Below are 23,093 nucleotides of genomic sequence, written 5' to 3' on the forward strand. Positions count from 1 at the left end.
TGCGCAATGATCGAGCAAGCCACCGCTGCCGCTGCATTGACACCGGCAATCGCCGATGGCCCCAAAACGATCAAGGTCATCATTTCGGGTGGATTCGCCGCGGTCTACCGCGACGTGCTGCCTGAATTCGAGCGAAGCACGGGCATCAGGGTGGAGACTGGATCTGGCGCGTCGGAGGGCACCGGTCCGAAGACGATCAGGCACCAGCTTGCGCACGGCACCAAAGCGGACGTGGTTATCCTTTCGCGCGAGGGACTTCGAAGTCTGACCGAAGACGGCCGAATTCGTGCGGGGTCGGAAGCAGGACTGGCGACGGCACCTTTGGCCGCGGCGGTTCGAGCAGGCTCTCGCAAGCCGGACATCGGCAATGATGTCGCGCTCAGGAAAGCCTTGATCGAGGCCGGCCAGGTGGTGGCGCCGAGCAGCACGAGCGGACAGTACGTCCGCGACAAGGTTTTCCCCAGGCTGAACTTGCCGGACACGGTCAGGCTCACCCTCGAGGCGCGCGGAACCGAGGCGGCCGAAGCGCTGAGAGCAGGCAAGGCAAATCTCTCGATCGGTCCGACCAGCGAACTGGTTCAGGAGAGCGGCATCGAAGTTGTCGGTCTGCTGCCGTCGGATCTCCAGCTGGTCCAGACCTTCACGGCCGCGATCGTCAGCGACGCGCAGGCGCCGGAAGCAGCCAAGCGCCTGATCGATTTTCTTTCCCTGGACAGCGATATCTTGCTCACGGCCATCAAACGGGCCGGCATGGAACGGCCCCGCGGATAAATTGCCGCCGCCAACCGCACGCCCAGCACCGCGCGTCGGCACCGTTCCGCCGAAACTTTGCGCAAGCCTGCGCGGTGCGGACGCAGCCATCGCGCTTGACATCATCGGCCGCTCCCCCTGTGATAGGGCCGCACGACAACAAAAAATGCAGTGCACAATCTCTGGGGAGGGATTCATGCCGGTCAGGAGGGCTGCCCGCTGGCTTGCGGGTCTATCTGTCGCGCTTGCGGCGCTTGCTGTGGCCAATGCAGCGCATGCGCAGGACAAGAAGATCAAGATCGGCGTGATCTTCGATTTGACCGGTCCACTGGCCGGCGGCGGCTCCGAGCTGCAATACACCGGCGTCAAGATCATGCTCGACCATTACGCCAAGACCGGCGTCGAGGGTTACAAGGTCGAGGCCGTCTATGCCGACGCGCAGAGCAAGCCCGACATCGCGATCAACGAGGCCGTCCGCCTGCTCGAGCAGGAAAAGGTCGACATGGTGATGGGCTTCTTCTCCTCGGCGCAATGCGTGCCGGTGTCGGCGCGGGTCGAGCAGATGAAGAAGTTCATGTGGATCACGACCTGCATTTCCTCCGGCGTGTTCGACGGCAAGAACTACAAATACGTGTTCCGTCCGCAGGCCGCCGGCAACCAGTACGGCATGATGACGACCGACTTCATCGCGCAATACTCCATGTCCAAGTTCGGCAAGGAGCCGAAGGACCTCCGCGTCGCCATCATCCATGAGGACGGCGCCTATGGCGTCGATGTCTCCAAGGGCAATGAGGCCGGCGCCAAGAAGGCCGGCTTCAACATCGTGCTCAAGGAGGGCTATTCGGCGACCGCGCCCGATCTGTCGGCGCTGGTCACGAAGCTGAAGCGCGCCAAGCCCGACGTGATCTTCCACACCGGCTACAATCCGGACATTACCCTGTTGTTCCGCCAGGCCCGCGAGCAGGGGCTGAAGTTCGGCGCCATCGTCGGCCACGGCGCGGGCTACGGCGTCTACGAGAAGCTGAAGGAAGGCCTCGGCGCCGACGCCAACTATCTCTTCAACACCGACCCGATCTCGATCTGGCTTGCCAACCAGAAGAACATGGATCCCAAGCTGCCGCCGGTCATCAAGATGGTCGGCGAGGAGTTTGACCGGCTGAAGCCCGGCGTGCCGATCCGTTCCGCCCATGTCGGCATCGGCGCGGCCAACGCCTATGTCTTCCTCGACGACGTCTTGCCGCGCGCGATCAAGAAGTATGGCGGCGTCGATCCGGATGCGCTGCGCAAGGCCGCGCTCGACACCGACATACCCGAGGGCGGCACCATGCTCGGCTACGGCGTGAAGTTCTACGGCGAGGGAGACCAGTATGCCGGGCAGAACGCGCGCTCGTTCCCGGTGGTGCTGCAATATATCGACGACAAATCCTATGTAGTGTGGCCGAAGAGCCAGATGCAGCGCGAGACCGAGCTGCCGCTGCCGGCCGGCACCACCTACAGCTACAAATAGCTCGCTCGCGAAGGGAACTGCCGTGCTCGCCGTCGAAGGCCTGGTCAAGCGGTTTGGCGGCTTTCGTGCCGTCAACAACGTATCGTTCCGCGTCGAGCAGGGCGAGATCCTCGGCCTGATCGGCCCGAACGGCTCGGGCAAGAGTACGATCTTCAACATGCTCTCGGGCACCTTGCCGCCGACCTCCGGCTCGATCCTGTTCGACGGCCACGAGATCGCGGGGCTCGCCCCGCACCGGATCATCAACCGTGGCATCGGCCGTACCTTCCAGATCCCGCGGCCGTTCCATCGCCTCAGCATCTTCGAGAACGTCGTGCTCGCCGGGTTCTACGGCCAGGGCCGCCACAGCCGCGGCAAGGCCGAGGAGGCCGCCGAGCGGGCGCTTGCGATGGTCGGCCTGCCGACCGATCGCAACGCCAGCGTCGAGGGCCTCGGCGCCGCCGGGTTGAAGAAGCTCGAGCTCGCCAAGGCGCTCGCCACCGGCCCGAAGCTGTTGCTCGCGGACGAGAGCCTTGGCGGTCTCGACGAGGCCGAGATGGACCAGGCCGCCGACATGCTGCGCCGGATCCGCGACGAGCTCGGCATCACCATCATCTGGGTCGAGCACATCATGGGCGTATTGATGCGCGTGGTCGATCGCGTGATGGTGCTCGATCACGGCGAGAAGATCGCCGAGGGCCTGCCGGCCGATGTCGCCGGCGACGCAAAAGTGATCGAGGTCTATCTCGGCACCGATGCGGATGCGAGCCTCGCGGCCGCGGCGGCAGCCCAGGCGCGGCGCCGGATCGGGGCGTGAGCGCATGCTGGAATTGAAATCGATTGACGCGGGCTATGGCAGCTTCCAGGCGCTGTTCGACGTCAGCCTCGACGTCAAGGCGGGCGAGGCTGTCGGCGTGATCGGCCCGAACGGCGCCGGCAAGACCACCTTGATGCGGGTGATCTCCGGGTTGATCCGACCGATCAGGGGCACGATCGCGATGAAAGACGCCGACGTCGTCGCGACGCCCCCACATCGCATCGTCAGCCTCGGGATCGCGCATGTGCCGGAAAATCGCCGGCTGTTTCCGCGGCTCACCGTCGCCGATAACCTGAAGATGGGCGCCTTCATGCCCGGCGCCCGCGCGCATTACGCCGAGCGGCTCGAGTTCGTGTTCGAGCTGTTTCCGCGCATGAAGGAGCGCCAGCACCAGATGGCCGGGACGATGTCGGGCGGCGAGCAGCAGATGTGCGCGATCGGCCGTGCGCTGATGTCGAACCCGAAACTGCTGCTGCTCGACGAGCCGTCGGCCGGGCTCGCGCCGGTCGTGGTGCAGCAGGTGTTCGAGCTGGTCAAGCGCATCCGCGCCAGCGGCCTGACGGTCCTGATCGTCGAGCAGAACGTGCAGCAGGTGCTGCGCGTGGTCGACCGCGCCTATCTGCTGGAAGCCGGCAGCATCCGCGCCGCCGGGTCAGCGGCGGAGCTCGCGGCGAGCGACACCATCAAGCAGGCGTATCTCGGGGTGTGAGGATGATGATCGTGGACCGGGCTAGCACCCTTGCACATTCTGCCGTCATCCTGAGGTGCGCGCTCTTGCGCGCCTCGAAGGATGGACGCAGCCCGTGGCCCATCCTTCGAGGCTCGCTGCGCTCGCACCTCAGGATGACGGCGGTGCTAGGTCAGCTAGCTGTCACAGTCTAGGGCGCAATGGCCATGCAGTCCTTCTTCGACATCTTCGACATCTACCTGCTGGAGGCCGTCATCAACGGCATCCTGCTCGGCGGCGTGCTGGCGCTGCTCGCGCTCGGGCTCAACTTGATCTTCGGCGTCATCGACGTCACCTGGATCTGCTACGCCGAGCTCGTGATGATCGGGATGTACGGCATGTACTATCTCGTGCAGGTTTTTCACTTGCCATACTGGGCCGCCGCGCCGCTCGTGATCCTGCTGGTGGCGCTGCTCGGAGCCGCACTGCATTTCTTCGTGATCGCGCCGCTCCTGACTGCGCCGCCGATCAACCAGCTGCTCGCCACCGGCGGTGTGCTGTTCATCCTGCAGAGCTTTGCCACCGTCGCCTTCGGCATCGACTTCCGCAATCTCGGCATCCGCCTGCCGGTGCTCGCGCTCGGCGAGATGAATTTCAGCTACGCGCGATTGCTGTCGTTCGGCGCCGCGCTGCTCGGCATGATCGGCGTCTATCTGTTCCTGACCCGCACCTTCACCGGCACAGCGATCCGCGCCATCGCGCAGGACCGCCAGATCATGCCGCTGATGGGCGTCGATCCCAAGCGCATCTATCTCGTCACCTCGGCGATCGGCGGCGGGCTCGCCGGGCTCGCCGCCTGCCTGCTGGTGCTGCAATATGACGTGCATCCGTTCGTCGGCCTGTCGTTCGGGCCGATCACCTTCCTGATCTGCGTGCTCGGCGGGCTCGGCAATTTCATCGGCGGCTTCATCGCCGCCTTCGTGTTCGCCGAGATCATCTCGCTCGGCGGCCTGTTCTCCGATCTCGAATGGGGTTACGTGCTGGCCTTTGCCTTCTTCATCGTCATGATGTTCATCCGGCCGGCGGGCCTCCTGGCGAGGCGCTCGTGAACAGGCAAGCCGCCGGCTGGATCATCGCGCTGATCGCGCTCGTCGCGGTGCCTTTCGTGCATCGCGATCCCTATCATCTGCACGTGCTGGTGCTGATCCTGATCTGGTCGTTCGCCTACACCTCGTGGTCGATCATGGGGCGCTTCGGCCTGGTTTCGCTCGGCCATGGCGGCTTCATGGGCATCGGCGCCTATGTCACCGCGCTGCTGTGGAACCACCTTGGCGTGTCGCCCTGGATCGGCATTCCCCTCAGCATGGCGACCGCGGGCGTGCTCGCGCTCGTCGTCGCCTATCCCTGCTTCCGCTTCCGCATCACCGGGCATTATTTCGTGCTGGTGACCCTGGCGCTGTCGGGCATCGTGCTGCAGGTCATCACCGCGACCCGCGACTATACCGGCGGCTCGCTCGGCTACACGCCGCAGCGCGCGCCGAGCGGCAAGGGGCTGCTCGCGCTGCAATTCGACGACAAGACCACCTGGTATCTGATCGCGCTCGCGGTCTGGGTCTTGGGCCTCGTGATCTGGCGCGCGATCGATCGCAGCATGATCCGCCATGCCATGGAGGCGATCTCGGAGGACGAGGATGCCGCCGCCGCGGCCGGCGTCAACGTCACCGCCGAGAAGCTCAAGATCACCCTGATCAGCGCACTGATGACCGCGCTGTCGGGCGCGCTCTACTGCCAGTACCAGATGTTCATCTCGCCCGACACGGTGAGCGGCATCGCGGTCTCCTTGCAGATGGTGTTCGCGGCGATCGTCGGCGGCGTCTATGTCGCGCTGGGACCGACGGTCGGCGCCGTCATCACCATCGTGCTGGCCGAGGTGCTGCGCATCTCTTTCGGCACCAAGGCGGTCGGCTGGGACAATCTGGTCTATGGCGTGCTGCTGGTGCTGTTCATCATCTTCCTGCCCAAGGGCATTCTTGGTAGCGTGATCGACCGGATCAAGTCGTCACGCAAGCCGTCGAGAAGCCATGAGCAACAAACCGTCCCCATCGCTCGCCGATGAACTGAAGCCCTTCGTCGCGCCGTTCCGCTTCGACGGGTCGGGCGAATTTCACCTCAAATCGTATCCGACCGCCGAGAAGGGCGGCATCGACAAGGACGCCGGCGGCAAGATCATCGAGGCCAACCGCAAGCGGCTCAACGATTTCCAGGAGAAGCTCTACGCCCAGGACCGCTGGTCGCTGCTGCTGATCTTCCAGGGCATGGATGCCGCCGGCAAGGATTCTGCGATCAAGAGCGTGTTCGAGGGCGTCAATCCGCAGGGCTGCGAGGTTTCCTCCTTCAAGCAGCCGTCGACCAGGGAGCTCGACCACGACTTCATGTGGCGCGCGATGATCGCGCTGCCGGAGCGCGGCCGCATCGGCATTTTCAACCGTTCCTATTACGAGGAGTGCCTGGTGGTGCGGGTGCATCCCGAGGTGCTCGACAAGCAGAAGATTCCGAAGCGCCTCGTCAGCAAGGACATCTGGCGCGAGCGCTTCGAGGACATTGCGGCGATCGAGCGCTATCTGTCGCGCAACGGCACCGTAATCCTGAAATTCTTCCTCAACGTCTCCAAGGAGGAGCAGCGCCAGCGCTTCCTCGACCGGCTCGAGGAGCCGGCCAAGAACTGGAAGTTCTCGATGGCCGACGTCGCCGAGCGCAAGCTGTGGGCCAAATATCAGGCCGCCTATCAGGACATGATCCATCACACCGCGACCGGGCAGGCGCCCTGGCACATCGTGCCGGCCGACCACAAATGGTTCGCCCGCGTCGTGATCGGCTCGACCATCGTCAACGCGCTCGACAAGCTCGACCTGAAATTCCCCGAGGTGGACAAGGCCGACTTAAGCGAATTCAAGCGCGTCCGCGCGGCGCTGGAGACGGAAGGCAAGGGGGCGGAGAAGAAGGCCGCGACGGCGAGGAAATAGGGCGCGGAGAAGCTGGATGACATCCCGCGGTCCCGCGACGTGAGCAGACCGCGGGCTCTCGCTCCCTTTGCGGCGTGGGAGGCGTCCCACCCGCCGGAGCCGTCCTTATGTGCGCGTCTGGCGTCCGCAGTCTCGCGGGCAATCTATCGCAAGGTGACGCGTTGTCGGCCGCATGCGGATATTCCCCGCTCAAACCGGCCGCATGCAAGGTAATATTAATGAATTGACGCAACATGAGGGCATGGCAACCGCAGATTTAGCGACAGGCAATCACAACGTGAATGATGACGCGCTGAGGGGCGTGCTCTGGGCGCCCGTCCTGCTATTCTTGGCCGGTTGTTTTGCCGCCTTCCATTGGTCCGGCTTCAGGCACGTCGACGTCGATTGGGATGGGTATGGCAAGGTAGCCGCGATCGTTCTCAGCATCTACCTCGTGGCAAAGGGACTGCGCATCCAATTCGTTCAATTGTTCATAAATACCTGGTCGCAGAATATCATCGTGGCGATCGCTGCAACGATGTTGACCTATGCGGCAGCGACGGTCGGCCGTCCCCTGGTTGATGCTCAGCTTCTGCGTGCCGATCAATTGATGGGCTACGACTGGAGGACCTATGCGGGCCTGTTCGCTGGTTCGGACATGATGGCCCGCATCGTGACCGAGGCCTATAACTCCATTTTCCTTCTTCCCCATCTCGTAATCCTGGTGCTGGCCGTGACGGGGAGAATCCAAACGCTCGAAAAATTCATCCTGGCGGCGATCATATCGCTAACCATCACCATTGCAGTTTTCGCCTTGTTGCCCGCCACCACGGCATGGACCCATCTGCACGTCAGCGATACGGAAGTGTCTTCGTTCCGGAATTTGCCTCTGACCTCCGAGGGCTGGATCGACGATCTGATCCGGATCCGCGACGGGAGCCTCAGGAGCCTGCGCAATTTTCATGGCCAGGGACTGATCGCGTTTCCAAGCTTTCACTGTACCGCGGCCTTGATCCTGATCTGGGCATGCTGGAACGTTCGATGGCTTCGCATTCCGATGACGCTGGCAAATCTGGCCATGATACTGGCGACGCCCATCGTCGGCGGTCACTACGTGGTGGACTTGATCGGCGGTCTGGTGGTCACGATCGTGTCTGTGATCCTCGCCGGTTGGCTTCATGCCTGGATGTTGCGCCATGTGACCATGTTCCGGCGCGGGGCGTGGGCGATGATTCCAGCGGCTCATCGAGGTGAGCCCCGCGCGGAAGTGCGGTGAGCGGGCCGCTCAGGCTCCCTCTCTCGCAAGGAGAAGGGAGCGCCGGCGTCTCCGTGACATGAACGCGGACCTCATGCCGCGGCTTCTCCGAACACCATCTGCCAGCTCTTGCGCGTGTCCATGTATTCCCGCACCTGCTTGATACGGCCGGCCTCGACCACGAACACGAAGCAGTAGTCATTGTCGTAGGGCCGGCCGCCCGGCAGCGTCGCGCGCATGCGCTCCTCGACGATGACGCTGTCACCGTCGGCATGAACGGCACGGAACGCGATGTCGATCTCGGAGAACAGGCGGTGCATCTCGGTTGAGATGAAGCGGGCGATCGCGTCAGCGCCGATCATGTGGTCGGCGTGATCGAGCGCGACCGCGGTGGCGTTGCGGGCGGGCGCGATCCATTCGGCATCCGGTGCGAACAGCGCGGCGATCAGCTTGGCGTCGCGGGTCCTGAAAGTCTGCCAGGCGTTGAGGACAATTTGCTTACTGGTTTCCCTGGCTGTCGGGTTGGTCATGGCGATGTCTCCGGTTTGATCGATCGGATCGATCTAGTTCAGCGCTGCGGGTCGCGCTGGCCGGAATCGGACCTCATCACCTCGGGCCACTTTCCTTGACCGCGCGATGCGCTAGACTCCGCCTCATGCTCAGCTTCGATGCCTGCAACGCTGCGCGACTGCGGCGCGACGCGCGCTACGACGGCCGCTTCTTCACGGCGGTGAAGACCACGCGGATCTATTGCCGGCCGGTCTGTCCGGTGAAGCATCCGCTGCCGCGCAACGTCACTTATTACCCGACCGCCGCTGCGGCCGAGGCGGCCGGCTATCGGCCGTGCCTGCGCTGCCGTCCCGAGACCGCGCCGTTCTGTCCGGCCTGGAACGGCACGCGCTCCACGGTTGCGCGTGCGCTGAAGCTGATCGACGGCGGCGCGCTGGAGCGCGGCTCGGTCGCAGCACTGGCCGACCGGCTCGGCATCACCGCGCGCCACCTCGCCCGGCTGTTCGAGCGCCATGTCGGCGCCAGCCCGCAACAAGTCGCGACCACGCGCCGCGTGCAGCGCGCCAAGCGCCTGATCGACACCACCAACGACGCGATGACCGCGATCGCCTTCCGCGCCGGCTTCGGCAGCGTCCGCCGTTTCAACGCCGCCTTCGCTGACCTCTACGGCCGCTCCCCGTCGAGCCTGCGCGCGTCTTCGCGCGGCCGGAGGTGAGGGGACGAGAAAGGGGTGCGCCTAGCCATGCGGGAACGTTAGGTCAACCCACCTGACCATCTTTACCCATTGCGGCGGCTTGCCATAATCGTCTAGAACGACGGCGCACAGCGCGTCCCGGCAACCAACCGTCAATGGTTTTGTCCGAGGATTTTGGCGCTCAACAGGGTCTGGCAATGCTGATTCGCGGCCAAATTGATGGGATCTTTGGGGAGGTGGCCGAGGCTACCGCCACGATCCCTGCCGCAGCGCCCACCCTGCTTATTGGCGGCCTTCTTCTTACCTGCCCCTGAGGGCCGGCTGGGCGTTTGCGCCTGGGCACTCAGGGGTTTGTACGAGATCACCGAACCCTGATATCGCCCAAGTAATTGCTCAAGGAGCAACATGACGGGCGCAAAGCTTAAAGGAATTTCTAACATGGCCACCGCGAACAAGTCCGAGAAGGACCGCGTCATCATTTTCGACACCACCTTGCGCGACGGCGAGCAGTGCCCCGGCGCCACCATGACCTTCGAGGAGAAGCTCGAGGTCGCCGAGCTGCTGGACGACATGGGCGTCGACGTCATCGAGGCCGGCTTCCCGATCACCTCGGAAGGCGATTTCCAGGCGGTCAGCGAGATCGCCCGCCGCTCCAAGAACGCGGTGATCGCGGGCCTGTCCCGTGCCCATCCGGCCGACATCGACCGCTGCGCCGAAGCCGTGAAGTTCGCCCGCCGCGGCCGCGTCCACACCGTGATCGCGACCTCGCCGCTGCATATGCGGGTGAAGTTGAACAAGACCCCCGAGGAGGTCATCGAGACCTCGGTCGCGATGGTCGCCCGCGCCCGCAACCAGATCGACGACGTCGAATGGTCGGCCGAGGACGGCACCCGCAGCGAGATGGACTATCTGTGCCGGATCGTCGAAGCGGTGATCAAGGCCGGCGCCACTACGGTGAACATTCCCGACACCGTCGGCTACACGGTGCCGGATGAATACACCCACTTCATGCGCACGCTGATCGAGCGTGTGCCGAATTCCGACAAGGCGATCTTCTCGGTGCATTGCCACAACGACCTCGGCATGGCGGTCGCGAACTCGCTGGCCGGCGTTGTCGGTGGTGCGCGGCAGGTCGAGTGCACCGTCAACGGCATCGGCGAGCGCGCCGGCAATGCCGCGCTGGAAGAGATCGTGATGGCGATCAATGTGCGGAACGACAAATTTCCGTTCTGGAACAAGATCGACACCACGCAACTCACCCGCGCCTCGAAGGTGGTGTCCGCGGCCACCTCGTTTCCGGTGCAGTACAACAAGGCAATCGTCGGCCGTAACGCGTTCGCGCATGAGAGCGGCATCCATCAGGACGGCGTGCTGAAGGACGCCTCGACCTACGAGATCATGCGGCCCGAGATGGTCGGCCTGAAGCAGTCCTCGCTGGTGCTCGGCAAGCATTCCGGCCGCCACGCCTTCATCCACAAGCTGGAGGAGATGGGCTACAAGCTCGGCGCCAACCAGCTGGAGGATGCTTTTACGCGGATGAAGGCGCTGGCCGACCGCAAGAAGGACATCTACGACGAGGACATCGAGGCGCTGGTTGACCAGGAGATGGCGGCCGCCCACGACCGCATCAAGCTGACCTCGCTGACCGTGATCGCCGGCACCCATGGCCCGCAGCGCGCGACCATGAAGCTCGACGTCGACGGCCAGATCAAGATCGAGGAAGCCGAGGGCAACGGCCCGGTCGACGCCGTCTTCAACTGCATCAAGCGCCTGGTGCCGCACGAGGCCAAGCTGGAACTCTATCAGGTGCATGCGGTGACCGAAGGCACCGACGCGCAGGCCGAAGTCTCGGTGCGTCTGGCCCATGAAGGTCGCTCGATGACCGCCCGCGCCGCCGATCCGGACACGCTGGTCGCCTCCGCAAAGGCCTATCTCGGCGCGCTGAACAAGATCGTGATGAAGCGCCAGCGCGACGTGCCGGCCAAGGCCGCGGGCTGATAGGCGTGAGCAAAGGATTCGGAAACGCGGCGCTTCGGCGCCGCGTTTTTGTTAGGGGTCCATCCAACCCGTCATCCCCGCGCAAAGGCGAAGCCTTTGCGCGGGGATGACGGTGAGGAACTGCGCTCGTAATGACAGCTGCAGTCGGCTGGTTGGGATAAAAACCGCCCAACTCGACCATTGTTGGAATCCTATCCCAACAATCCCCTCCATCCCGCACTGCTTTGGAATCTTCCGCGCCATCTCCAGCGCTACGCTGCGTTCTTTCCCGGGGAACGCCGTCCATGCCGATCTCCTCCATCGTGACAGGCCTTCCGCGCGCCGCCACGCCGGCGGAGACCGCGCTGACGCGCCGGGTCGACCTGACAACGCTTCGCCTGTTCGTCGCGGTCTGCGACGAGCAGAACCTCACCCGCGCCGCGCAGCGCGAGGGGATCGCGGCGTCGGCGGTGTCGAAACGGATGAACGATTTCGAGCTGGCATTCGGCGTCACGCTGTTCAAGCGGCTCGCCAAGGGCATGGCGCTGACGCCGGCCGGCGAGGCGCTGCTGCACCACGCCCGGGTGACGCTGCTCAATGTCGAGAAGATCGCGGTCGAGCTGTCGGAATATTCGCAAGGCGTGCGCGGCCATGTCCGCATGCTCGCCAATCTCTCTGCGATCGTGCAATACCTGCCTGAGGATCTCTCCGCCTTCTTCGCCGCGCATGAATTGCTCCGCGTCGATCTGCAGGAGCGGCCGAGCGGGCAGGTGGTGCGCGGCATCGAGGAGGGCGCAGCCGAGATCGGCATCTGCTCGGCCGAGGCCGACAGCCGCGCGCTCGAGGCCTTCCATTATCGCTACGACAATCTGGTGGTGGTGATGCGCGCCGACCATCGGCTGGCCGGCCGCGAGACATTGCTGTTCACCGAGACCCTCGATTTCGACCATATCGGCTTGCACACCGCGAGCTCGATCTATCTGCGCTCGCAATATGCGGCGACGCAAGCCGGCAAGGCGATGCGGCTGCGCATCAATGTGCCCGGCTTTGATGCGGTCTGCCGCATGGTGCAGGCGAATATGGGACTCGGGCTGATCCCCGACCGCGCCTTCGAGGTGGTCGGCGCCGGGATGGGCCTTCGCGCCATCCCGCTGCGCGACGATTGGGGGCGGCGCGAACTGAAGATCGTGACCCGCGACACCGCGCATCTGTCGGCAACCAGCCGCCTGATGCTGGACTATCTGCGGGCGATCGAAACGGATCGGGTCGGCCGGGTTGGCGGACGGGCCAGCTAAGCGATCAACGCTAAACGTTTGCGCGGCGATCATGCTCGAACCATGAGCCAAGGCCCGATGACGATCCGATCCGATCTCATCGCCCTTTAGCGTCCGCATCGGCGGGCACGCGAGCTACGCGATTTCCGGAATGTGAACATGAGCTGCGGCGATCTGTCACACGAGTGTTGCGATCGGCCCCGTATGAGGAACCCATTCCAATTTTCAAAGAATGGGGGGTCTTCGCATGTTCAAATCAATCGCCAAATCGCAAACAACTCCGGAAACATTTCGCCGCGCCATTGTCCGGCGCCTGATCGCGGGCACGGCGCTCTCACCGGTGCTGTTTGCGGTCCATCCGGCACTGTCGCAGACCGCGGGCAATCCGCACGAATTGCTGGTCAGCACCGCGGTCTACGCGGGCAACCCATCGACCGTCACCATAGGCCAGACGCTGCCGACCGGCGCGACGGCTGTGGCCGACGGCAGCTATCCGGGGGTCTTCAACAACGTGGCCGTCGATTCGAACTTCGGCGTGACCGCGCCGGTGGTGATCAAGAAATTTCATCTGGAAGGCCGTCGGCTGCGCGAAATCGGCGCGCTGACCGTCCCGGCGGACGTGGCGGTGACGAGCTTCAGCTCCAAGTCTGAACTGTCGCTGCATTTGTCGCCCGACGGCAAGGCCGTGACGTTTATGGGCTACGATGCGGCAGTCAACCAGCTGGACGTCTCCAACTCCAACTCGCCGAACCACGTCGACCCCACCAATCCGGACACCGGCGTGCATGCGCGCGTGGTCGCGGAGCTGGATTTCGACGGCTCGCTGCACCGGACCAAGGTCAACGTCTATAGCGGCGACAATGGCCGCGGCGCGATCCGCGCCAACAAAATCAATGGCACCCAGGCCGACCAGTATTTCACGGTCGGCAATGCCGGCAACGGCAGCGGCACCCAGCCGGTGCTTGTCGTCAATGACACCGGTGTGCAACTCGCAACGCCCGGTGTCGATGGTTCCGATGCCGTGGTTGGCGTGCAGCAGGGCACGCCCGGCAGCAAGAATGGCTTCCAGTTCGGCTTCTCGGTTGCCCAGCTTGGCTTTGCCGCTGACAAGTCCGGCAAGGACGATAATTTCCGCGGTCTCGCGATCTCCGACAACACGCTCTACGTCACCAAAGGCAGCGGCAGCAACGGCATCAACACGGTCTATCAGGTCGGCCAGCCGGGCGTGCTGCCGACCCGCGAGACCGCCGCCTCGACGGCGTTCAGCATTCTTCCGGGCTTCCCGAGCAATCCCTCGGCAAATTCGGGCGCGAACGGCTTCTATCCCTTTGGCATCTGGTTCGCCAACGCGACGACGCTCTATGTCGCCCAGGAAGGTGACGGCCAACTGGCCGACGCCGCCACGTCACCGACCGCAGGCCTTCAGAAGTGGGTTTATGCCAACGGCAGCTGGAGCCTTGCCTACACGCTGCAGAAGGGCCTGAACCTCGGCGCGCTCTATCATGTCAACGGCTATCCCACCGATCCGGCAACCGGCGGGCTGCGCAACATCACCGGCCGCGTCAACCGCGACGGCACCGCGACGATTTTTGCGGTGACGTCGACCGTGGGCAACTCGGTCGAGCCCGGCGCCGATCCGAATCAGGTCGTCGCCATCACGGACAGGGTCGCGGCGACGACGCTTCCGGCGAACGAAGCCTTTGACGTCGTTGTGCCGCCGGCGTTCGGCACGGTCTATCGCGGCGTGTCGTTCGCTCCCGTCAATTGCGATGGCGATCACGGCCGGATGAAGGACAACGGCCGCGGCCACGACAAGGACTCGCAGGACGACGTCTGCGGTCCGACCCGGATCGCAGCGGGGCATTGATCGCCGGCAGCCGGCGGAGCCTGTGCCGGCTGCTTCCGGTCAGGCTTCGCCTGGATCAGGCCAGGCGCGATCGGCTGAGCTCGATCGCGCCTTCCGTATTGCACCAGCCTCACGATCTCCCTGCAGAATCTTCATGGCGCGGGGGCCTTCCGGTTGCCGCTTTGCGGGTTAGGTAGTGGATACGATTCACTGCAGCGAGTGCCGGCGCGCATGAATCGCGACGCCGTTGGCCGTCCAGCGCATGCATCCGGCAGGCTACACAGGGCAGGAGTGCGATGATGGCGGACACGATTTCCGGCATTCGAATCCCGGACAGCAAGATCGCGCGGGAGGCCGCCGAGCTGGTGCGGCAATACGAAACCGAAATGTTGTTCAATCACTCGGTCCGGGTGTTCGTGTTCGGCGCGCTCAAGGGCGTCAGGCAAAATCTGAAGTGCGACCCTGAACTGCTCTATGTTGCTGCGCTGTTTCATGATCTCGGCCTTGTCGATCACTTCCATACCGAGACCAAACGGTTTGAGCTCGACGGCGCCGATGCGGCGCGCAAGTTTCTCAGGAGCCACGGCATCGCCGAGCCGAAGGCGGACCTGGTGTGGGAAGCGATCGCCCTGCACACCACGCCCGGCATTCCGCAATATATGCGGCCGGAAATCGCGCTCACCAATGCGGGCGTATTGGTCGATGCCGTCGGCGTTGGATACGATGACTATACGGCCGAACAACGGGACGGCGTCCTTGCCGCGTTTCCCCGCGGCGATTTCAAGAACGAGTTCATCGAGGTTCAGACCTGCTCGGCCCTGAAGAAGCCGCAGACCACGTTCGGCACGGTCAATTTCGACTTCGTCGCGGAGCGCGATCCCGGCTTTCATCGGCCGAATGCCTGCACCCGGATCCGCAATACGCCGTGGCCGAGCTGATCCGGGCGGCGGACATTGGAGCGTTTTCGAGCAAAGTGGACACCGGTTCGTGTGAAGAAAACGCGTCAAAACAAGAATCTAGAGCTTCGGTTCTGATTCAATCAGAACCGAAAATGCTCTAGCCGCCGTCGAGCGCGGCGAGGCGGTCGGCTTCCGCGATGTCCTCGACGGTATTGGCATTGAAGAACGGATCCAGCGGCTCGGTCGGCCACTCGACCGTTGCGAGCGGATAGCGCGCGGTCCAGCGGTCGATCTTGCGCACGTCCTCGACGACCAGCGCCTGGCGCAATTCATTCCGCAGGCGGACGCTCCAGAGGCCGATGACGGGATGCGTCTGCCCGCCGGATGAAGCGACCGCGAGCTCGGCATTGTCAGCCGCGCGTGCCTGCGCCAGGCGCGTGACGAGATCGCGCGGCAGAAACGGACAGTCGCCTGCGGCGCTGAGCACCCATTGCACATCCGGCCGGTTGGCGGCGGTCCAGTCGAGCGCGGCCAGGATGCCGGCGAGGGGACCGGGATAGTCGGCAACGTCGTCGGCGACGACCGGGAGGCCGAACGCGGCGAAGCGCGTGGGATCGCCATTGGCGTTGATGATCAGCCCACTGCATTGCGGGGCGAGACGGTCGATCACCCGTTGCAGAATGGTGCGGCCCGCGATCTTGCGCATCGGCTTGTCGCCGCCGCCCATCCGCCGCGCGAGGCCGCCGGCGAGCAGCACGCCCGGGACGGCAGTCCCCGGAATATCAGTCATTGTCGGTCTCGCCTTTGCGCTTGTGACGCATCGATTCCTCTTCGACATAGTCGAGATTCTGGTCGTAGACGATCCGCTCCTGGCCCGACAGCGCGATGAAGCGCTTGCCGCGGGCGCGACCGACCAGCGTCAATCCGACCTGCCGCGCCAGATCGACACCCCATGCGGTGAAGCCGGAGCGCGAGACCAGGATTGGAATCCCCATCCGCACCGTCTTGATCACCATCTCAGAGGTCAGCCGCCCGGTGGTGTAGAGAATCTTGTCGGCCGGATCGACATTGTGGCGATAGATCCAGCCCGCGATCTTGTCGACGGCGTTGTGCCGGCCGACGTCCTCGGTGTAGCACACCGGCGTCGCCTCCTTGCACAGCACGCAGCCGTGAATGGCGCCGGCTTCCAGATAAAGCGACGGCATCGTGTTGATGGTGTGCGTCATCCGGTAGAGCCAGGAGGTCCGCAGTTCGGCCTTCGGCAGCGCGACCTTCTCGACGGCTTCGAGCAGGTCGCCGAACGCCGTGCCCTGGGCGCAGCCCGAGGTCTGCGTGCGCTTCTTCAGCTTCGCCTCGAAATTGGTGTGGTGCGCGGTGCGCACCACGACGACCTCGAGATCGTCGTCATATTCGACCTCGGTGACGACATCGTCGTATTTGAGCATGTTCTGGTTCAAGAGGTAGCCGAGCGCGAGGTATTCGGGATAGTCGTTGATCGTCATCATCGTGACGATCTCCTGCGCGTTGAGGTACAGCGTCAGCGGCCGCTCGACCGGCACCTTGATCTCGGTCCGTGCGCCGGTCTGGTCGACGCCGACCACGCGCTCCGTCAGGCGCGGATCGTCCGGATCAGGAACAATGATGGGAGCTGTGGTTTTCTCGGGCACTGCTGGACGTCCAGATGGGTTCACATGGCAACGCAGCTGGGGATATAAGCACGTTCGGAGACTGGCTGGCGACTCTCCGCCGCGTCGCGGGAACTGCCATCGATCGGTCCGGCTTTAAGGATAACGCGCAGTTCGCGATCCGGGTCGAACAAATCTTGTCGATGGCCGAGGACTGAGGGACACATGGCGCAGCTTTCGGACGACTGCTTCGCGTTCGGCGGACCGATGATGTCGGTCGACGAAGCCGTCGCGATCATCGCCGCGCGGGTCAAGCCCGTCGGCGAGACCGAAACGGTTGCCTTGGTGGATGCAGACGGACGCATCCTGGCCGGCGACATTGTCGCGCCGCTTGCGCTGCCGCCGTTCAAAAATTCCGCCGTCGACGGCTACGCAGTATCCGGCGCGGACCTGCCGGCGAGCGGTGAGCGCGCATTCCCCGTTGTTGGGCGGGTGCAGGCGGGAGCGTCGGCGCAGCCGGCGCAGGCGGGCCAGGCGGTGCGGATCTTCACCGGTGCGCCGATGCCCGATGGCACCGACACCGTGTTCATGCAGGAAGACGTGCGGATCGACGATGCGGGAAACGTGATTCTGCCGTCCGGCCTGAAGGTCGGCGCCAATGTGCGTCCGGCCGGCGAGGACATTCCGCGCGGCCATGTCGCGCTGGCATCGGGACGGCGCCTGCGCCCGCAGGATATCGCGGTCGCCGCGGCCTTCGGGCTCACCACGCTCGACGTGGTGCGGCGGCTTCGCGTCGGGGTGTTCTCGACCGGCGACGAACTGGCTGCGCCCGGCAGCGCGCGCACCGAAGCGCAACTGTTCGATTCCAACCGCTTCATGCTGATGGCGATGTTGCGGCGGCTTGGTTGCGAGGTCGGCGATCTCGGCATCCTGCGCGACGAGCGGGCCGAGCTCGCCGCTGCGCTCAAGCAGGTCGCGCGGCGCTACGACCTGATCCTGACCACGGGCGGGGTCTCGACCGGCGAAGAGGACCACGTCAGGGCCGGCATCGAGCAGGCGGGCTCGCTGGTGCTGTGGCGGATGGCGATCAAGCCCGGCCGCCCGGTGGCGATGGGAATCATCGACGGTACGCCGCTGATCGGCCTGCCCGGCAATCCGGTGGCGAGTTTCGTCACCTTCGTCCATGTCGTGCGGCCGACCGTGCTGGCGCTGTCGGGTGCTGCGCCGTCCCCCTTGCTGCCGATGCCGGTGCGGGCCGCCTTCAGCTACAAGAAGAAGAGCGGGCGGCGCGAATATGTCCGCGTCTCGCTGCGACGGGCGGCGGACGGTGCGCTGGAAGCGAACAAGTTTCCTCGCGAGGGAGCCGGTCTGCTGTCGTCGCTGATCGAGACCGATGGACTGGTCGAACTCGGCGAGTCGGTGGTGCGGGTTGAACCTGGCGAGGCCGTCGGCTTTCTCGGCTACGCCGACCTGCTGTGAGAGCTGAAACGCGGTCGAGACCGCGCAGCGCGACGGGCGCTCGATAGCGAAATCAGATCGCCCGATAGGCAAACATAAACAACGGCCTACGCGGCAACCCGACGCTGCTAGAGGCATTCTAAAACTGCTTGCCTCTGGCATACCAGAGAATACAGTTCGTCGAAGCAGTGCAATTCGCGCAAAGCGTGGTTCCCGAGGCGAGGCTTCATGAGTCGAGACGACGTTCACAAGGTTCGTGCGTTCGAGCATCCCGGACAGGGCAGGAAGCGAGCGAAGGCCACGCCCAAGGGACGCCAGGTCGACCCCGTGGCCGCGCACGAGATCGAGGCGCTGCTCGCCGATCGTCCGAGGCGGCGCGACCTCCTCATCGAGTATCTGCATCTGATCCAGGACAAATACCATCAGATCTCGGCGGCGCATCTTGCCGCGCTCGCCGACGAGATGAAGCTGTCATTCGCCGAAGTGTTCGAGACCGCCACCTTCTACGCGCATTTCGACATCGTGAAGGAAGGCGAGCCTGACATCGCGCCGCTCACCGTACGCGTCTGCGATTCGCTGACCTGCGCGATGCTCGGCGGCGAACAGCTGTTGAAGGATCTGCAGAACCGCGCCGGCCCCGGCATCCGCGTCGTGCGGGCGCCGTGCGTCGGCCGCTGTGACACCGCGCCCGCCGCCGAGGTCGGCCACAACTTCGTCGATCATGCGACCGTCACCAATGTGCTGGCGGCGGCGAAGAACAGCGACACCCATGTGCACCTTCCTCCATATGTCGACTACGACGGCTACGTGGCGGGCGGCGGATACCAGCTGCTGGCGCGCCTGCGCTCGGGCGAGTTGCCGCGCGAAGACCTGCTGAAGGCGCTCGACGATGCGTCGCTGCGTGGCCTCGGCGGCGCCGGATTTCCGACCGGCCGCAAGTGGCGCGCGGTGCTCGGCGAACCCGGTCCGCGATTGATGGCGGTGAACGGCGACGAGGGCGAGCCCGGCACGTTCAAGGACCGCTATTATCTCGAGACCGATCCGCATCGCTTCCTCGAGGGCATGCTGATCGGCGCCCACGTGGTCGAGGCGCCCGAAGTCTACATCTATATCCGCGACGAGTACCCGGCCTGCCGCGAGATCCTCGCGCGCGAGATCGCAAAGCTCCCGCCGGGTGGTCCGACGCTGCATCTGCGGCGCGGCGCCGGCGCATATATCTGCGGCGAGGAATCCTCGCTGCTGGAATCGATCGAGGGCAAGCGCGGCCTGCCGCGGCACAAGCCGCCATATCCGTTCCAGGTCGGGTTGTTCGGCCTGCCGACGCTGATCAACAACATCGAGACGTTGTGGTGGGTGCGCGATGTCGTCGAGAAGGGCGCCGACTGGTGGAAGAGCCACGGCCGCAACGAACGCCACGGCCTGCGCAGCTTCTCGGTGTCGGGACGCGTCAAGGATCCGGGCGTCAAGCTCGCTCCCGCCGGCATCACGCTGCGCGAGTTGATCGACGAGTTCTGCGGCGGCATGGCCGACGGCCATACCTTGCAGGCCTATCTGCCGGGCGGTGCATCCGGCGGCATCCTGCCGGCGTCGATGGACGACATCCCGCTCGATTTCGGCACGCTGGAGAAATATGGCTGCTTCATCGGCTCCGCCGCCGTGGTCGTGCTCTCGCAGGTCGATGACGTCAGGGACGCCGCGCTGAACCTGATGAAGTTCTTCGAGGACGAGAGCTGCGGGCAGTGCACGCCGTGCCGCGCCGGAACCGAGAAGGCGGCGCTGTTGATGCAGCAGCCGGTCTGGAACAAGGAACTGCTCGACCAATTGAGCCAGGCGATGCGCGATGCGTCGATCTGTGGCCTCGGTCAGGCGGCCTCCAATCCGCTGACCTCAGTGATCAAATATTTTCCGGACGGCTTTCGTCCGCAGCAAGCCGCCGAGTAGGCGAGGCCGAGCAGACGAATTTCGACGAGGATTTGAATGAGCAACAATCAGAACTCAGGCCTGACGATTCAGTTCGAGCTCGACGGCGAGCAGGTCGAAGCGCGGGCCGGCGAGACGATCTGGCAGGTCGCCAAGCGCCAGGGCACCGAGATCCCGCATCTGTGCTATTCGCCCGCGCCGGACTACCGGCCGGACGGCAACTGCCGCGCCTGCATGGTCGAGATCGAGGGCGAGCGCGTGCTGGCGGCGTCCTGCAAGCGGACGCCGACGGTCGGCATGAAGGTGAAGTCGGCCAGCCAGCGCGCCGTCGCGGCGCAGACGATGGTGATGGAGCTGCTGGTGGCGGACCAGCCGGCGCGCGAGACTTCGCACGATCCGGACTCGAAATTCTGGCACTGGGCCGAGAAGACCGGCGTGACCGAAAGCCGCTTTCCCGCCACTGAACGCTGGCACGCCGACACCAGCCATCCGGCGATGAGCGTCAATCTCGACGCCTGCATCCAGTGCGGCCTCTGCGTGCGGGCCTGCCGCGAGGTGCAGGTCAACGACGTGATCGGCATGGCCTACCGCAACCACGACGCCAAGATCGTATTCGACTTCGACGATCCGATGGGCGAATCGACCTGCGTCGCCTGCGGCGAGTGCGTGCAGGCCTGCCCGACCGGCGCCCTGATGCCGGCGGTCATGCTCGACGACAAGCAGACCCGCGTCACCTATCCCGACAAGAAGGTGGATTCGCTCTGCCCGTATTGCGGCGTCGGCTGTCAGGTCACCTACCAGGTCAAGGATGAGAAGGTGATCTACGCGGAAGGCCGTGACGGTCCCGCCAATCACAACCGGCTCTGCGTCAAGGGCCGCTTCGGCTTCGACTACATCCATCACCCCAATCGCCTGACCAAGCCGCTGGTGCGGCTGCCCGGCGTCAAGAAGGATGCCAACGACCAGGTCGATCCGGCCAATCCCTACACCCATTTCCGCGAAGCATCCTGGGAAGAAGCGCTCAATCTCGCCGCGGCGGGCCTGCGCAAGATCCGCGACGAGAAGGGCGCCAAGGCGCTGGCCGGCTTCGGCTCGGCCAAGGGCTCGAACGAGGAAGCCTATCTGTTCCAGAAGCTGGTGCGCACCGGCTTCGGCTCCAACAATGTCGACCACTGCACGCGGCTGTGCCACGCCTCGTCGGTGGCGGCGCTGTTCGAGGGATTGAGCTCCGGCGCCGTGTCGGCGCCGTTCGCGGCCGCGGCCGATGCCGAGGTGATCTGGGTGATCGGCGCCAATCCGACCGTGAACCATCCGGTCGCCGCCACCTACATCAAGAACGCCGCCAAGCGCGGCGCCAAGCTCTATGTGATGGACCCGCGCCGGCAGACGCTGTCGCGCCACGCCACCGAGCACCTGCAATTCAAACCGGGCAGCGACGTCGCGATGCTGAACGCGATGATCCACACGATCATCACCGAAGGCCTGACCGACGAGCAGTACATCGCCGGCTATACCGAGGGCTATGACGAGCTGAAGGCGAAGATCCAGGAGTTCACGCCGGAGCGCATGTCCCAGATCTGCGGCATTCCGGCGGAGACGCTGCGCGAGGTTGCACGCGCCTACGCCCGCGCCAAATCGTCCATCATCTTCTGGGGCATGGGCATCAGCCAGCACGTTCACGGCACCGACAATGCGCGCTGCCTGATCGCGCTGGCCCTGATCACCGGCCAGGTCGGCCGCCCCGGCACCGGGCTGCATCCGCTGCGCGGGCAGAACAACGTGCAGGGCGCCTCCGACGCCGGCCTGATCCCGATGTTCCTTCCGGACTATCAGCCGGTCGGCCGCGACGACATGCGCGGCGCCTTCGAGAAGCTGTGGGGGCAGGAGCTCGATCCGGTGCGCGGGCTGACCGTCGTCGAGATCATGAACGCGATCCACGCCGGCGAAATCCACGGCATGTATGTCGAGGGCGAGAATCCCGCGATGTCCGATCCCGACCTGCAGCACGCGCGCGAAGCGCTGGCCAAGCTCGATCATCTCGTCGTGCAGGATCTTTTCGTCACCGAGACCGCGTTCCACGCCGACGTCATCCTGCCTGCTTCGGCGTTCGCCGAAAAGTCCGGCTCCTTCACCAACACCGACCGCCGCGTGCAGCTGGCGCGCGAGGTGATCAAGCCGCCGGGCGATGCAAGGCAGGATCTCTGGATCATCCAGGAGATCGGCAAGCGGATGGGGCTGCCCTGGAATTATGCGGGGCCGGGCGAGGTCTTCACCGAGATGGCCGAACTGATGCCGTCGCTGAAGAACATCACCTGGGAGCGCCTGCTGCGCGAGGGCGCGGTGACCTATCCGGTCGACGATCCCGACAAGCCGGGCAACGAGATCATCTTCACCACCGGCTTCCCGACCGAGAGCGGCCGCGGCAAGATCGTGCCGGCCAAGGTGATCCCGCCGGACGAGTTGCCCGACGACGAGTACCCGATGGTGCTGTCGACCGGCCGCGTGCTCGAACATTGGCACACCGGCTCGATGACGCGCCGTGCCCAGGTGCTGGACCAGATCGAGCCCGAGGCGGTCGCGTTCATGACTCCGAAGGACATGCGCAAGAAGGGACTCGCGCCCGGCGACTTCATCCGTCTCGAGACGCGCCGCGGCGCGGTCGAGGTCAAGGTGCGCGCCGACCGCGACGTGCCCGAGAACATGGTCTTCATGCCGTTCTGCTATGCGGAGGCGGCGGCGAACCTGTTGACCAACCCGGCGCTCGATCCGTTCGGCAAGATTCCGGAGTTCAAGTTCTGCGCGGTCCGCGCCGAGAAGATCGATATCCGGACCGCGGCCGAGTAGCGGTCCCGGGACGAAGCGTGGAGGGCGAGCCGGCCGGCCCGGCTACTTGCTCGCCCGACACGGCACCGC

The 23,093-nt window shown here is 64.7% G+C and carries 20 protein-coding genes; 16 read left to right on the forward strand and 4 right to left on the reverse strand.

Annotation, left to right across the window (positions count from 1 at the left end; genetic code table 11):
* Positions 1–6 precede the first annotated feature (6 nt).
* From IF803_RS24230 to IF803_RS24265, 8 genes are all read left to right on the forward strand, one after another.
* The gene (locus IF803_RS24230; RefSeq protein WP_461193687.1) at positions 7–771 is read left to right on the forward strand and encodes a substrate-binding domain-containing protein; all 765 of its coding nucleotides are present in this window, start codon (positions 7–9) and stop codon (positions 769–771) included.
* Positions 772–946: 175 nt separating this feature from the next.
* Complete coding sequence (locus IF803_RS24235; RefSeq protein WP_461193688.1) at positions 947–2,257, forward strand: ABC transporter substrate-binding protein; 1,311 nt, start codon at positions 947–949, stop codon at positions 2,255–2,257.
* A 22-nt stretch (positions 2,258–2,279) separates the two neighbouring features.
* Positions 2,280–3,053, forward strand: coding sequence for an ABC transporter ATP-binding protein (locus IF803_RS24240; RefSeq protein WP_018272977.1), 774 nt, complete (start codon positions 2,280–2,282; stop codon positions 3,051–3,053).
* A 4-nt stretch (positions 3,054–3,057) separates the two neighbouring features.
* A complete protein-coding gene (locus IF803_RS24245; protein WP_461193689.1) occupies positions 3,058–3,762 on the forward strand; it encodes an ABC transporter ATP-binding protein in 705 nt (234 codons plus the stop codon).
* 185 nt (positions 3,763–3,947) lie between these two features.
* Complete coding sequence (locus IF803_RS24250; protein ID WP_028342383.1) at positions 3,948–4,829, forward strand: branched-chain amino acid ABC transporter permease; 882 nt, start codon at positions 3,948–3,950, stop codon at positions 4,827–4,829.
* Positions 4,826–5,836, forward strand: a complete 1,011-nt coding sequence (locus IF803_RS24255) for a branched-chain amino acid ABC transporter permease (protein WP_028342384.1) — start codon at positions 4,826–4,828, stop codon at positions 5,834–5,836. Before IF803_RS24250 ends, IF803_RS24255 begins: the two co-directional genes overlap by 4 nt.
* Positions 5,802–6,743: a polyphosphate kinase 2 family protein gene (locus IF803_RS24260; protein ID WP_028342385.1), complete on the forward strand. Its 942-nt coding sequence runs from the start codon at positions 5,802–5,804 to the stop codon at positions 6,741–6,743. Before IF803_RS24255 ends, IF803_RS24260 begins: the two co-directional genes overlap by 35 nt.
* A 202-nt stretch (positions 6,744–6,945) precedes the next feature.
* Positions 6,946–7,998 carry a phosphatase PAP2 family protein gene (locus IF803_RS24265; RefSeq protein ID WP_196238197.1) on the forward strand — a complete coding sequence of 351 codons (1,053 nt, stop codon included), beginning with the start codon at positions 6,946–6,948 and terminating at the stop codon, positions 7,996–7,998.
* 71 nt (positions 7,999–8,069) lie between these two features.
* Here the strand turns inward: IF803_RS24265 and IF803_RS24270 are convergent, their stop codons facing one another.
* Positions 8,070–8,507, reverse strand: a complete 438-nt coding sequence (locus IF803_RS24270) for a nuclear transport factor 2 family protein (RefSeq protein ID WP_028342387.1) — start codon at positions 8,505–8,507, stop codon at positions 8,070–8,072.
* A gap of 125 nt (positions 8,508–8,632) precedes the next feature.
* On the opposite strand from IF803_RS24270, the gene IF803_RS24275 reads away from it, so the two are divergent.
* The gene (locus IF803_RS24275; protein ID WP_028342388.1) at positions 8,633–9,202 is read left to right on the forward strand and encodes a bifunctional transcriptional activator/DNA repair enzyme AdaA; all 570 of its coding nucleotides are present in this window, start codon (positions 8,633–8,635) and stop codon (positions 9,200–9,202) included.
* A 131-nt stretch (positions 9,203–9,333) separates the two neighbouring features.
* Here the strand turns inward: IF803_RS24275 and IF803_RS24280 are convergent, their stop codons facing one another.
* Positions 9,334–9,621 (reverse strand): hypothetical protein, encoded by a 288-nt coding sequence (locus IF803_RS24280; RefSeq protein WP_196238198.1) that lies wholly within the window; start codon positions 9,619–9,621, stop codon positions 9,334–9,336.
* Between IF803_RS24280 and IF803_RS24285 the strand changes: the two genes are divergently transcribed.
* From IF803_RS24285 to IF803_RS24300, 4 genes are all read left to right on the forward strand, one after another.
* Positions 9,620–11,179: a 2-isopropylmalate synthase gene (locus IF803_RS24285; RefSeq protein WP_028342389.1), complete on the forward strand. Its 1,560-nt coding sequence runs from the start codon at positions 9,620–9,622 to the stop codon at positions 11,177–11,179. The two genes, IF803_RS24280 and IF803_RS24285, sit on opposite strands and share 2 nt — an antisense overlap.
* A gap of 284 nt (positions 11,180–11,463) precedes the next feature.
* Positions 11,464–12,453, forward strand: coding sequence for a LysR family transcriptional regulator (locus IF803_RS24290; RefSeq protein ID WP_028342391.1), 990 nt, complete (start codon positions 11,464–11,466; stop codon positions 12,451–12,453).
* 226 nt (positions 12,454–12,679) lie between these two features.
* Complete coding sequence (locus tag IF803_RS24295) at positions 12,680–14,299, forward strand: hypothetical protein (protein WP_411783067.1); 1,620 nt, start codon at positions 12,680–12,682, stop codon at positions 14,297–14,299.
* Positions 14,300–14,577: 278 nt separating this feature from the next.
* Positions 14,578–15,216 carry an HD domain-containing protein gene (locus tag IF803_RS24300; RefSeq protein ID WP_461193707.1) on the forward strand — a complete coding sequence of 213 codons (639 nt, stop codon included), beginning with the start codon at positions 14,578–14,580 and terminating at the stop codon, positions 15,214–15,216.
* Between the two features lie 118 nt (positions 15,217–15,334).
* Here the strand turns inward: IF803_RS24300 and mobA are convergent, their stop codons facing one another.
* Complete coding sequence (gene mobA / locus IF803_RS24305; protein ID WP_461193690.1) at positions 15,335–15,967, reverse strand: molybdenum cofactor guanylyltransferase MobA; 633 nt, start codon at positions 15,965–15,967, stop codon at positions 15,335–15,337.
* The gene (locus tag IF803_RS24310) at positions 15,960–16,844 is read right to left on the reverse strand and encodes a formate dehydrogenase accessory sulfurtransferase FdhD (protein WP_411783066.1); all 885 of its coding nucleotides are present in this window, start codon (positions 16,842–16,844) and stop codon (positions 15,960–15,962) included. Before IF803_RS24310 ends, mobA begins: the two co-directional genes overlap by 8 nt.
* A gap of 183 nt (positions 16,845–17,027) precedes the next feature.
* Between IF803_RS24310 and IF803_RS24315 the strand changes: the two genes are divergently transcribed.
* The 3 genes from IF803_RS24315 to fdhF all read left to right on the forward strand — a co-directional run bounded on the left by IF803_RS24315 (position 17,028) and on the right by fdhF (position 23,024).
* Positions 17,028–18,281 carry a molybdopterin molybdotransferase MoeA gene (locus IF803_RS24315; RefSeq protein WP_461193691.1) on the forward strand — a complete coding sequence of 418 codons (1,254 nt, stop codon included), beginning with the start codon at positions 17,028–17,030 and terminating at the stop codon, positions 18,279–18,281.
* A gap of 207 nt (positions 18,282–18,488) precedes the next feature.
* Positions 18,489–20,201: an NAD(P)H-dependent oxidoreductase subunit E gene (locus IF803_RS24320; protein WP_461193692.1), complete on the forward strand. Its 1,713-nt coding sequence runs from the start codon at positions 18,489–18,491 to the stop codon at positions 20,199–20,201.
* 36 nt (positions 20,202–20,237) lie between these two features.
* Entirely contained in the window at positions 20,238–23,024 is a 2,787-nt protein-coding gene (gene fdhF, locus IF803_RS24325; protein ID WP_461193694.1) for a formate dehydrogenase subunit alpha, read from the forward strand.
* The last annotated feature ends 69 nt before the right edge of the window (positions 23,025–23,093 follow it).

Source organism: Bradyrhizobium sp. UFLA06-06 (genome assembly GCF_054820065.1).